At 75.5% G+C, this 12254-nt stretch carries 11 protein-coding genes; 7 read left to right on the top strand and 4 right to left on the bottom strand.

Annotated elements, in window-relative coordinates; all coding sequences use genetic code 11:
- Positions 1–63: 63 nt before the first annotated feature.
- A complete protein-coding gene (locus ACFHW0_RS20325; RefSeq protein WP_416609824.1) occupies positions 64–1152 on the bottom strand; it encodes a DUF4037 domain-containing protein in 1089 nt (362 codons plus the stop codon).
- A 113-nt stretch (positions 1153–1265) separates the two neighbouring features.
- Between ACFHW0_RS20325 and ACFHW0_RS20330 the strand changes: the two genes are divergently transcribed.
- Together ACFHW0_RS20330 and ACFHW0_RS20335 are read left to right on the top strand one after the other, a co-directional pair.
- A complete protein-coding gene (locus ACFHW0_RS20330; RefSeq protein ID WP_416609826.1) occupies positions 1266–1493 on the top strand; it encodes a hypothetical protein in 228 nt (75 codons plus the stop codon).
- 52 nt (positions 1494–1545) lie between these two features.
- Complete coding sequence (locus ACFHW0_RS20335; RefSeq protein ID WP_416609827.1) at positions 1546–2466, top strand: 5'-3' exonuclease; 921 nt, start codon at positions 1546–1548, stop codon at positions 2464–2466.
- A gap of 51 nt (positions 2467–2517) precedes the next feature.
- Here the strand turns inward: ACFHW0_RS20335 and ACFHW0_RS20340 are convergent, their stop codons facing one another.
- On the bottom strand, positions 2518–3399 hold the full coding sequence (locus ACFHW0_RS20340; protein ID WP_416609829.1) for an MHYT domain-containing protein: 882 nt from the start codon (positions 3397–3399) through the stop codon (positions 2518–2520).
- Positions 3400–3564: 165 nt separating this feature from the next.
- On the bottom strand, positions 3565–6390 hold the full coding sequence (locus tag ACFHW0_RS20345; protein WP_416609831.1) for a DEAD/DEAH box helicase: 2826 nt from the start codon (positions 6388–6390) through the stop codon (positions 3565–3567).
- An 86-nt stretch (positions 6391–6476) separates the two neighbouring features.
- Between ACFHW0_RS20345 and ACFHW0_RS20350 the strand changes: the two genes are divergently transcribed.
- The gene (locus tag ACFHW0_RS20350) at positions 6477–7250 is read left to right on the top strand and encodes an HAD family hydrolase (protein WP_416609833.1); all 774 of its coding nucleotides are present in this window, start codon (positions 6477–6479) and stop codon (positions 7248–7250) included.
- 60 nt (positions 7251–7310) lie between these two features.
- On the top strand, positions 7311–8021 hold the full coding sequence (locus tag ACFHW0_RS20355) for a TetR/AcrR family transcriptional regulator (protein WP_416609835.1): 711 nt from the start codon (positions 7311–7313) through the stop codon (positions 8019–8021).
- 187 nt (positions 8022–8208) lie between these two features.
- Here the strand turns inward: ACFHW0_RS20355 and ACFHW0_RS20360 are convergent, their stop codons facing one another.
- Positions 8209–9144 carry a diacylglycerol kinase gene (locus ACFHW0_RS20360; protein ID WP_416609837.1) on the bottom strand — a complete coding sequence of 312 codons (936 nt, stop codon included), beginning with the start codon at positions 9142–9144 and terminating at the stop codon, positions 8209–8211.
- A 245-nt stretch (positions 9145–9389) separates the two neighbouring features.
- Between ACFHW0_RS20360 and lanKC the strand changes: the two genes are divergently transcribed.
- The 3 genes from lanKC to ACFHW0_RS20375 all read left to right on the top strand — a co-directional run.
- Positions 9390–11990 (top strand): class III lanthionine synthetase LanKC, encoded by a 2601-nt coding sequence (lanKC, locus tag ACFHW0_RS20365; RefSeq protein WP_416609839.1) that lies wholly within the window; start codon positions 9390–9392, stop codon positions 11988–11990.
- A 6-nt stretch (positions 11991–11996) separates the two neighbouring features.
- On the top strand, positions 11997–12116 hold the full coding sequence (locus ACFHW0_RS20370; RefSeq protein ID WP_089003486.1) for a SapB/AmfS family lanthipeptide: 120 nt from the start codon (positions 11997–11999) through the stop codon (positions 12114–12116).
- 71 nt (positions 12117–12187) lie between these two features.
- On the top strand, positions 12188–12254 hold a 67-nt coding region (locus tag ACFHW0_RS20375; RefSeq protein WP_416609849.1), incomplete at its 3' end, for a SapB/AmfS family lanthipeptide.

Here is a 12254-nt window from a genome sequence, read left to right on the forward strand (position 1 = left end):
GCCGGCCGCCACCGGTCTTCGGTCCGCGCTGCCTCCCTTCGGCCCGGACCGGCCCGCCCGGCGTCAGCCCGGTCCGTGCGCGACCGTTGGCAGCGCGTTGGCGAGCCGGCGGGCACGGTGCGCGTGGGTCAGCACGTCCACGCTGTCGACGTACTGGTCGACCGCGCCGAGCGGCGCGCGTGCGCGCAGCGCCGGATCGGTGATGGCGGCGCGCAGCGCGGCGGCGACCCGACCGGCGTCCAGGACCAGGAACGGCCGTCCGTGGAACGGCCGGGGCCGGGCGCGCACCGGGGCCGCCAGGCCGGTGTCGTCGGTCCGGGCGGCGAGGGCCTCCAGCGCCCTGACCAGCGCGTCCTCCCGCCGGCGCCAGTCGCCCGGGCCGAGCGCGTCGGCCAGGGCCGCGACCAGGGGCGCCGCGTCGGGCAGCCGGGCGAACAGCGTGCCCAGCCACTTGTCGTACGGGGGCCAGCGGCGGTGCAGCAGCAGGCCGAGCCGCATCAGGTCCCGGGCCAGCCCCGCGGTGACCACCCGGCTGCCGAGGTCGTCGCCGGTCTCGGCGCAGCGGCCGGGCAGGTGCTCGGCCTGGGCGACGCGCGTCCACGCGGCGGCGAGCACGTGCCGCCACACGTCGTCCGGGTACCACGCCAGCGCCGCCCGGGCCCCGGTGAGCGCGCCGTCGAGGCCGTCGTGGAACACCTCGCCGCCGGTCACCTCGGCCAGCCGCTGCGTCGGCGTGGCCAGCCAGTCCGCCGTCGTGACGCCGGCGGCCGGGTCGAAGCCCAGCCGCTCGCGCCACCAGCCGCCCAGCTCGTCGATCGTCACGCCGTGGCGGCTGCCCGCCGGGTCCGCGACCCCCAGGCGGCCCTCCCCGGTGAAGCGGGTGGGCCAGCCGAGGAACTCCGCCGGCAGGTCGGCGTCCAGCGCCGCGCGCAGGTCCGGGATCGTCGCCGCGTCGGACGCGGCGACGAAGAGCTGCCCACGCGGCCCCCAGTCGTGGTCGGTGGAGCGGGGGGTGTCCAGACCGAGCAGCTCCGAGCCGCCGTCGAGCAGGCCGGCCGCGTAGCGCAGGCCGGGAAGGCGACGGCGCAGGATCGGGGCGAGCACCTCGTCGTGGAACCGGCGGCCGAGCGTCAAACCCGCAACGAACGTCACACCGGTAAGTCTGCGCCGCGCAGCGGCGGGCCCGCAGCCCGGTTCCGCCGCCAGCGACCGTACGCGCCGATAGGCTCGGCTCGTACGGTCGCCGACGGAGAGGACCGACCCCCGTGGCAACGACGGACCGGGAGCGCGCCGCGACCCGACGCCGCCGGCTGCTCTGGGCGGGCATCCTCGCCGTGGCGGGCCTGGTGCTGCTGGCCGTCGGCCTGACCGTCGCCGACGGCACGGCGGCCTGGATCGAGGTGGCGGTCGCGATCGTGCTGCTGCTCGCCAGCTACGGCCTGCAGTACGTGGTCCGCCGCGAGACGCTGCACCGCGACCACGAACGCCCCTGACCGGCCGCGCCGTGCCCCCTGATCGTCGGTGGCATGTGCCAGGCTGTCGGGCGTGGCACAGCGACCCCCGATCCTGCTCATCGACGCGCCCAGTCTCTACTTCCGGGCCTACTTCGGCATACCCGAGTCGGCGGCCCGGGCCGCCGACGGCAGCCCCGTCAACGCGGTGCGCGGCTTCCTCGACATGCTGGCGAGCCTGATCCGCACCCGCCGGCCCGACCGGATGGTCTGCGCGATGGACCACGACTGGCGGCCCGACTGGCGGGTGGCGCTGCTGCCGTCCTACAAGGCGCACCGGGTGGCCCCCGAGGGCGGCGAGGTGGTGCCCGACACCCTCAGCCCGCAGGTCCCGCTGATCCTGGAGGTGCTCGACGCCGTCGGGATCGCCCACGTCGGCGCGGCCGGCTACGAGGCCGACGACGTGCTCGGCACCCTCTCGGTGACCCAGCCGGCGCCGGTCGAGGTGGTCTCCGGCGACCGGGACCTGTTCCAGCTCGTCGACGACGCACGCCCCGTGCGCCTGCTCTACGTGGGGCGGGGCGTGGCCAAGCTGGACGACTGCGACGACGCCGCGGTGCGCGCCCGCTACGGGGTTCCGGCGGACCGCTACGCCGACTTCGCCGCCCTGCGGGGCGATCCCAGCGACGGACTGCCCGGCGTGGCGGGCGTGGGCGAGAAGACGGCCGCCCGGCTCGTCGAGCGGTACGGCGACATCGCGGGCATCCTGGCCGCCCTGGACGAGCCGGGCTCCGGCTTCGCCCCCGGGCTGCGCACCAAGCTCACCGCCGCGCGTGACTACCTGGCCGTCGCGCCGCAGGTGGTCCGGGTCGCCCTCGACGTGCCGCTGCCCGAGCTGGGCACCGAGCTGCCGACCGCACCGGCCGATCCCGACCGGCTGCTGGAGCTGGCCGGCGAGTGGAACCTGGCGGGCTCGGCACGCCGCCTCGTCGACGCCCTCGCCCAGCGGTCCTGACGCCGCCCGCCCGGCCGGGCCCGGCCGGGCGGCGGCGACCCGCTGGACGGTTCAGCGCGGCGGGTCGCCCCGGCGGGACGGGAACGGGGTGCCCGGTTGGCCGAGTGTGGACCGGGCCCGCAGCCCCACCGGGTCCGGCGCCGCGGGCGCCGGCTCGGCCGCTTCCTGGCCCCGCAGGTTGTCGAAGTACGCGGCGGCGGCCCGGTCCTCGGCGGTGGGGGCGGCCAGCAGGGCGTAGACCAGCCCGACCACGCCGAACACCACCGCGAGGATGATCGGCACGAGCAGGGTGCTGACGCCGGCGCCGGACACCTCGCCCTGCCCGGCGTGCGGATGCACCGACATGGCGCTCATCCCGGTGAAGTGCATGCCGTTGACGGCGACGCCCATCAGCAGCGCCGAGCCGACGATCGCCAGCCCCCGGCGGACGGTCATCGCCAGCCACAGCGCCACCGTGGCCGCGACCACCGCGATCACGACCGACAGCACGACCCGCGTGGTGTCGTAGTCGATCCGGCCGTTGAGCCGCATGGCGGCCATGCCGGTGTAGTGCATCGCGGCGACCCCCGCGCCCGTGAACAGACCCCCGGCGAGCAGCCGCACGGCGGAGAACCGCCCGGTGCCGACGATGGCCAGGCCGATGCCGACCGCGATCACCGCGATCATCGCGCTGGCCACGGTGATCGGCACGTCGTACCGGATCCGGGTGCCCTCGACGGCGAAGCCGAGCATCGCCATGAAGTGCATGGTCCAGATGGCGGTGCCGCCGATGGCCCAGGCCGCCATGGTTCCCCACCAGGCGCGCTGGCCCGCGCTGCCCGCGGTGCGGATCCGGATCGCGCAGATCAGGCCCAGGGCAGAGCCCAGCACCGACAGCGCGTAGCTGAGCGCGGGGGTGATCCACCCGTACTCGAAGTGATTGATCTCCGCCACGGCGGCCTTCTCCCAGATCGATCCACCGACGCGCGATCTCGCGCCGGAGCAATGATCAGGGATGCCTCTGCCAGGCACGACGGCACCCCCCGGAGAATTCGGGGGGTGCCGTCGCGATGACTTTGCGATGCGTCGGTTTCGATGCCCGATTGCGGACCGTAACGGTCAGGCCGGGGTGTGGTAGGCCAGCACGCCCCGGTTCACAGCGCCGATCGCCTGCCGGGCCGTGGACCTGAGCTCCGCCGAGGCGCCGCCGGAGTCGGCGAGCTGGCCGAGCAGGTCGACCACCTGCCGCGCCCAGCGGACGAAGTCGCCGGCCGGCATCTCGCCGTCGATCTCGTGGCCGCTGCCGAGGACCTTCGCGAGCGCCTCGCCCCGCGCCCAGCGGTAGACCGGCCAGGCGAAGCCGAGGTCGGGCTCGCGGGTGACGGTGAGGCCGCGGGCCGCCTCGTCGGCCTCGATCTCGCTCCACAGCTTGAGCGTCTCGTCGACCGCCTCGGCCACCGGGCCGCGCGGCAGCGACGCCCGCTCGTCGACGTCGCGGCGGGCCTCGAAGACCACCACGGAGACCGCCGCCGCCAGCTCGGCCGGGGAGAGCCCGTCCCACACCCCGCGCCGCAGGCACTCGGCGACCAGCAGGTCCGCCTCGGTCCAGATCCGACCGAGCATCCGGCCGGCGTCGGTCACCGCGCCGTCGGGCGTCAGGTAGCCCCGGGCGGTGAGCAGCGCCACGATCCGGTCGAACGTGCGGGCCAGCGAGCCGGTGCGGCCGGCCACCCGCTGCCGCAGCTCCTCGGTGTCGTTCTCCAGGCGGCGGCGCCGCTCCGCCCAGCGGGCGTGCTCCTCGCGGTCGGGGCAGGCGTGGCAGGGATGCCGGCGCAGCTCCGTGCGGAGCTGGCTGAGCCGGTGGTCCTCACCCACGGCCTGGCGGGACCGGCCGCCCCGGCGGCCGCCCTGCCGGTCCAGCCCGGTGCCGCTGACCTCGGCGGCCAGATCGCGCCGGGCCGCCGGGGACCGGTGGTTGAAGTGCTTCGGCACCCGGATGCGCGCCAGCACCTCGGCGGGGGCGGTGAAGTCCCCGGGGCTGACCCGGCCCGCCCAGCGGTCCTGGGTGAGCACCAGCGGCCGGGGCTCGCCGAAGCCGCCCGTGGCCGGGTCGAGCACGACGGCCAGGCCGGCCCGCCGGCCCGACGGCACCCGGATCACGTCGCCGACCCGCAGCCGCTCCAGGGAGGCCACCGCGGCGGCCTTGCGCTGGCTCTGCCCCTGCCGGGCGATGGCCCGCTCCCGCTCGCCGATCGCCACCCGCAGCGCGAAGTACTCGTCGAAGTCGCCGTGGTGGCAGGCCGCCTCCGCGCCGTACGCCTCGATGGTCTCGGTGTTGCGCTGCACCTGGCGGGCCAGGCCGACCACCGAGCGGTCCGCCTGGAACTGGGCGAACGAGGACTCCAGCAGCGCGCGGGCCGGCTCGGTGCCGACCGTGCCGACCAGGTTGACCGCCATGTTGTACGACGGCCGGAAGCTGGACCGCAGCGGGTAGGTGCGGGTGGAGGCGAGACCGGCCACGTGCCGGGGGTCGGTCTCCGGGGACCAGACCACGACGGCGTGCCCCTCGACGTCGATGCCCCGACGGCCGGCGCGGCCCGTGAGCTGGGTGTACTCCCCGGGCGTCAGGTCGACGTGCGCCTCGCCGTTGTACTTGACCAGGCGTTCCAGCACGACGCAGCGGGCCGGCATGTTGATGCCCAGGGCGAGCGTCTCGGTGGCGAAGACCGCCTTGACCAGGCCCCGGACGAAGAGCTCCTCGACGACCTCCTTGAACACCGGCAGCATGCCGGCGTGGTGGGCGGCCAGGCCGCGTTCGAGGCCGTCGAGCCACTCCCAGTAGCCGAGGACGGTCAGGTCCTCGCCGGGGATGGCGGTGACCCGCGACTCGACGACCCGGCGGATCTCGGCCCGCTCGTCGGGGGAGGTGAGCCGCAGGCCCGCGGCGAGGCACTGCTGCACGGCCGCGGCGCAGCCGGCGCGGCTGAAGATGAACAGGATCGCCGGCAGCAGCCCCTCCCGGTCGAGCCGGTCGACGATGTCGGGGCGCATCGGACCGCGCCAGCGGGGCCCGCGCCGGCCGCCGCCGGGGCCGGCGCTGCGCCCCTCGCCGAGTTCCAGCCGGCGCATGGTGTCGCGGGTGTAGCGCAGCAGCTCGGGGTGCACGTCGTGCTTGCGGGCGGCGTCGGCGTCGTGGAACAGGTCGAACATCCGCTTGCCGACCAGCATGTGCTGCCACAGCGGCACCGGGCGGTGCTCGCTGACCACCACGGCCGTCTCGCCGCGCACCGTGACCAGCCAGTCGGCGAACTCCTCGGCGTTGGACACGGTGGCCGACAGGGAGACCAGGGTGACCGAGGCGGGCAGGTGGATGATCACCTCCTCCCACACGCCGCCGCGGAACCGGTCGGCGAGGTAGTGCACCTCGTCCATCACCACGTAGGCCAGGCCGTCGAGGGTGGCCGAGCCGGCGTAGAGCATGTTGCGCAGCACCTCGGTGGTCATCACCACCACCGGGGCGTCGCCGTTGATGGCGTTGTCGCCGGTGAGAAGCCCGACCTGCTCGGCGCCGTAGCGGTCGACCAGGTCGTGGTACTTCTGGTTCGACAGGGCCTTGATCGGGGTGGTGTAGAAGCACTTGCGCCGGCGGGGCGGGGCGCCCCCGTCGCCGGCCGCGGCCGCCGTCGCGTCGCCGGGCGCCGTGCCGCGCGCCGGCGTGCCGCGCAGTGCCAGGTGCACGGCGAACTCGCCGACCACGGTCTTGCCGGCGCCGGTCGGGGCGCAGACCAGGACGCCGCTGCCCCGCTCCAGAGCCTGGCACGCCTCCCGCTGGAAGTCGTCGAGATCGAACCCCAGATCGAGGGCGAACTCGTCCAGTGCCGGGAACTGTGAGGCCTGCGCGGCCCGGCGGCGCGCCGCGGCGTACCGCTCGGCGGGGCTCGACATGCCTCCAAGATTAATGCGTACCGCCGACAGCCACCGGACAAGGCCGACCGGCAGCCGGGTCGGAGGCGGTCGGTAGGGTGCACGACGTGCCGGATCATGCCGAACCGCCCCACGCCTCGCGCGGCGCCGACGACGCCGTCCGCCCGGGTCCGTCCCGCCGGCCGGTGGAGGCGGTCCTGCTCGACTTCCACGGCACCCTGGCCCAGGTGGAGGACCCCCGGGACTGGGTGCTCGCGGCCGCCGCCGCCTGCGGGGTGACCCTGGAGCGGATGCGGGCCACCGCGCTGGCCGACCGGCTGCTGACCGCCGGCCGGGCGGGCGGGCCGCTGCCGACCCGGGTGCCGCCCCGGCTGACCGAGCTCTGGGCCGACCGGGATCTCTACCCGCACGCCCACCGGGGCGCCTACACCGGGCTCGCCGAGACCGTGGACGCGGGCATCGAGGGCTTCGCGGAGGCGCTCTACGAGCGGGTGCTGGTGCCCGAGGGCTGGGTGCCCTACCCGGACACCGCCCCGACCCTGGCCGCGCTGCGGGCGGGGGGCGTCCGGGTGGGCGTGGTCAGCAACATCGGCTTCGACATCCGGCCGCACTTCGAGGCCTGGGGGTTGGCCGGGCTGGTCGACGCGTTCGTGCTCTCGTACGAGGTAGGGCGCTGCAAGCCGGACCCGGGGATCTTCCTGCGCGCCTGCGGGATGCTCGGCGTCGACCCGGAGCGGACGCTGATGGTGGGCGATACCCCGGCCGACGCGGGGGCCGTCGCGGCCGGGTGCGCGGTGCTGGTGCTGCCGGCCGCCGAGGCGGGCCGGGCCAACGGACTGGGCGCCGTGCTGGACCTGGCCGGCGTCGAGAAGCAGAGCTAACGGCGCGCCGACAGCGTCGTTAACACGCGGCGCTAACGCGAAGGCGTTATCGTCGCTGCCATGATCACCGAGACGTCGCCCCGGGACCGGATCGTCCGGGCCGCCGCCGCGCTGCTCGCCGAGGGTGGCCGGGATGCCGTCTCCACCCGCGCGGTCAGCCGGGCGGCCGGGGTGCAGGCGCCCACGATCTACCGCCAGTTCGGCGACATGCGCGGCCTGCTGGACGCGGCGGCCAGCTACGGGTTCGCCGCGTACCTGCACGCCCAGGCGGCCGGCGACCTCGTCGACGACCCGGTCGACGACCTGCGCCGGGGCTGGGACCTGCACGTCGGCTTCGGCGTGGCCAACCCGGCGTTCCACGCCCTCATGTACGGCGACCCGCGCCCCGGCGAGACCCCGACCGCGGCCCGGGTCGCGGCCGACATCCTGCGCCAGCTCGTGCACCGGGTGGCCGAGGCGGGCCGGCTGCGCACGGGCGTCGACCAGGCGACCGAGATGCTGCACGCCAACTCCTGCGGGGTGACCCTCACCCTGATCCGGACCCCGCCGCCGCAACGGGACCCGGCCCTGTCGACCCGCACCCGCGAGGCGACGCTCGCCGCCCTGGTCACCGACTCCCCCGCCGCCCGGGCGATCTCCCGGGCCGACCGACCGGTCCGGCACGCGGTGGCGCTGCGCGCCGCCCTCGACACCCTCACCACCGACCTCACCCCCGCAGAACGGACCCTGCTGGCCGAATGGCTCGACCGCATCACCCGCACACCCTCCTGACCCGCCCGCCCCCGGCCCCGACCCCGGCGTCGATCATGGACTTCTGGTGCCGGTTGTGTCCGCTTACACCACTTGTGTGGGGCACCATAACTGCATGATCGACGCCGTGGCGGGGGCCGGGGCCGGGGCGGGGTGGGGGCGGGCGGGAGGGAGGGAGGGAGGGAGGGAGGGAGGGAGGGAGGGAGCGTCAGCGGAGGAGGTGGAGGGCGGCGGGGGTGGCCGTGACGGTCAGGGGGAGGGGCAGGGCGCGCTCGCCGTCGGCGTACGTGGTGATGCCCTCGGCGTCCAGCTCGACCGTACGGGCGCGGAAGCTGCGCACCAGCGGATGCGTCACGTGGGTGCCCCGGTAGATGCGCGGCTTGACCCGCATCAGGGTGCGCCGGTCGAACCGGCCACCCACCACCACGTCGAGCAGGCCGTCGGTCGGGTCCGCGTCCGGACAGATCCGCATGCCGCCGCCGTAGCTGGCGCAGTTGCCCACCGCCACCAGCACGGCGTCCACCTCGTGCGGCACCCCGTCGAGGCGCAGCGTGTAGCGGCGCGGGCGCAGCCGGGCCAGTTCCACCAGGATCGCCAGGTCGTAGCGGCGCGGCCCGCTCGGCCAGCGCATCCGGTTGGCGCGCTCGTTGACGATCGCGTCGAAGCCGGCCGCGAGCACCGCCCCGTACCACCGGTCCGCGCCGTCGGCCCCCGTCATCCGCGCCAGGTCCACCGGGCGGGTGCGGCCGTCGCGCAGCGCCGCCGCGATCACGTCGACGGCGGCGAGCGGGTCGGCCGGGAAGCCGGTGTCGGCGGCGAAGTCGTTGCCGGTGCCGGCGGGCACCGGGCCGAACGGGACGCCCGTTCCGGCGATCGCCTGCACCGCGCGGTGCACGGTCCCGTCGCCGCCGACCGCGACCAGGGCCGACGCGCCGTCGCGCACCGCCGCACGGCAGGCCGCCTCGGCCTCGTCGGCGGTGCGCGCGTGCAGCGGGCGTACCGGCCGGCCGGCGGCCGCGAGCCGGTACAGCACCCGCGGCAGCAACCCCCGGTGCCGGCCCCGGCCCGCGGTGGGGTTGGCCAGCACGGCGACGGGTCCGACGCCGGCGACGGAGGGGTGATCGTCTGCGGTCACGGCGAGCACCGTACCGCCACCGGCCCGGGTGGGCGTACCGCCCGGCCCGTGGCGGCGAACCGCCGGCGGGGCAGCGCGCGCCCTGGGCGCAACTGACATTTGTCACGGCCGACCCGTGCGGCACGCATTCGTCGTCATGACTGAACGCACTGGAGCCGCCATAGCCCGAACGGACAGACTCATCTCCATCGACAGGCCGGGGGCATCGGCCGAACGGCAAAGGCACCGACCGAACAGCGGAGGGAGTGGTCAGGGTGGACGAGCGCTACGACAGCTACTGCGCCGCCGACCGGCTCTTCTACGACTCTCTCGGCAGCGCGGTCGAGCAGCCCACCTTCGCGGCGGCCCAGCGGCCCGTCCCCGACGGCTGGCGCTCCGAGCCGCTCGACGACTGGCTGATCTACGCCCCCGAGGGGGGCACGCTGCCCCAGCAGGGCTGGAAGATCCACGTGTCGGCGACGCTCGGCAACGCCGAGCGGGTGCTGGACGCCGTCTGGGACTACTGCGTCCCGCGTGGACTGTCCTTCAAGTTCCTGCGCGGCCCGCGCACCCTGCTGCTGCGCAACTCCAAGTACGCCTCCCGGGCGGCCAGCGGCAAGTTCGTCACCGTCTACCCCCGCGACGACGCGGAGCTGGAGCTGGTCTGCAAGGAGCTCGACGAGCTGCTCGCCGGCGAGCCCGGCCCGTACATCCTCAGCGACCTGCGCCATGGCGCCGGCCCGGTGCACGTACGCTACGGCGGCTTCGCCGCGCGCTACTGCCACTCCCCCGACGGTCAGGTCGTCCCGGCGATCGAGGACGACACGGGCACGCTGGTGCCCGACCGCCGCGACCCGGTGTTCCACGTGCCGTCCTGGGTGACGCTGCCCGACTTCCTCGGCCCGCACCTGGCCGCCCGCAACGCCACCAGCACCGACGAGGTGCCGTACCGGATCGAGAAGGTCATCCACTTCTCCAACGGCGGCGGTCTCTACGTCGGCCGGGACGTGCGGACCGACACCCAGGTGGTGCTGAAGGAGGCACGGCCGCACGCCGGCCTCGACGCCGACGGCACCGACGCGGTGGCCCGCCTGGCCCGGGAGGCCGACGCGCTGCGCCGGCTGGCCGACCTGCCGCAGGTGCCCCGGGTGCACGACGAGTTCGCCCTCGGCGAGCACCGGTTCCTCGCGCTGGAGTTCATCGAGGGCCGCGCGCTCAACAAGGTCCTCGTCGACCGGTACCCGCTGATCGACGCCGACGCCACCGACGCCGACCGCGCCGACTACACCCGCTGGGCGCTGGACGTGCACCGGCAGGTCGAGGAGGTCGTCACGGCGATCCACGACCGCGGCCTGGTCTACGGCGACCTGCACCTGTTCAACGTCATGGTCCGCCCGGACGACCGGATCGCGCTTGTCGACTTCGAGGTCGCCGCGCCGATCGACGGTCACCGCCGGCCGGGACTGCGCAACCAGGGCTTCGCCGCGCCCCGGGACCGCACCGGTCCCGCCGTCGACCGGTACGCCCTGGCCTGCCTGCGGCTGGCGCTGTTCCTGCCGCTGACCCAGCTCGTCCGGCTCGGGCCGGACAAGGCCGCGCACCTCGCCGACGTGATCGCCGATCACTTCCCGGTGCCGAGGGAACTCCTCGACGACGCCGTACGGGAGATCACCGGCGCCGCCCCGGCGGACGCCGGACCGGCACCCGACCTCACCGTCGACGTCGGACCGGCCCACCGGGACCGGCTCGCCCGGGCGATCCTCGCCAGCGCGACACCGGAGCGGGACGACCGGCTCTTCCCCGGCGACATCGAGCAGTTCCGCAGCGGCGGGCTGAACCTCGCCCACGGCGCGGCCGGCGTCCTGTACGCCCTGCACGTCAGCGGCGCCGGACGGTGGCCGGAACACGAGCAGTGGCTGGTCCGCCGGGCCACGGCGCCCGCCTCCGGCACCCGGTGCGGCTTCTACGACGGCCTGCACGGCGTCGCGTACGCCCTCGATGCGCTCGGCCGCCGCCAGGACGCCCTCGACGTGCTCGACGTCTGCCTGCGCCAGCCGCTCGACGGCCTGGACCACAGCCTCTCGGGCGGCCTGTCCGGCATCGCGCTCAACCTGGCCGAGCTGGCCGGGCGCACCGGCGAGACGGCCCTGCGCGACGCGGCCTGGCGGGCCGCCGAGCGGGTCGTCGACCAGCTCGCCGACGACCCGGGGCCGGAAATCAGCGGCGGGCGCAATCCGTACGCCGGGCTGCTGCGCGGCCGGACCGGGCCGGCGTTGCTGCTGGTGCGGCTGCACGAGCTGACCGGCGAGCAGGCGCTGCTGGAGCACGCCGCCACGGCCCTGCGCCAGGACCTGCGCCGCTGCGTGGTACGTCCCGACGGCGCACTGGAGGTCAACGAGGGCTGGCGCACCATGCCCTACCTCGGGCAGGGCAGCGTCGGGATCGGACTGGTGCTCGACCAGTACCTGCGGCACCGCGCCGACGAGCGGTTCACCGAGGCCAGCGCCGGCGTGCGCCGCGCCGCGCGGTCCCCGTTCTACGCGCAGTCCGGCCTCTTCGCCGGACGGGCCGGCATCGTGGCCTACCTGGCGGCGTACCCCGACGATCCGCAGCGCTGCCGCGAGCGCGACGCCCAGGTGGCCCGGCTGGCCTGGCACGCCCTGCCCTACGCCGACGGCACCGCCTTCCCGGGCGAGCAGTTGCTGCGGCTGTCCATGGACCTCGGCACCGGCACCGCCGGCGTGCTGCTGGCTCTGGCCGCCGCGCGGCCCGACGCCCCGGTGAGCCTGCCGTTCCTCGCGCCCCTGGCGGGCGCCCCCGACTCCCCCGCTTCGGCGAGGGCGACCGATCCGACCGACCAGCACGGAAGGAGGTGACACGACATGGCGCTTCTCGACCTCCAGGGCATGGAGATGGCCCCCGCCGACCGTACCGGCGGTGGCAGCCGGGCGAGCCTGCTGCTCTGCGGCGACAGCTCGCTGTCCGTCACGACCTGCAACTGATCCGTTCGCCTTCACCGGCGACGTCAGGGCAAGACCACCCGATAGACCAGCACAGAAGGAGATGACTCGACATGGCGCTTCTCGACCTCCAGGGCATGGAGATGGCCCCCGCCGACCGTACCGGCGGTGGCAGCCGGG

It is taken from the genome of Micromonospora sp. LOL_025 (genome assembly GCF_048060285.1).
GTDB lineage: Bacteria > Actinomycetota > Actinomycetes > Mycobacteriales > Micromonosporaceae > Micromonospora.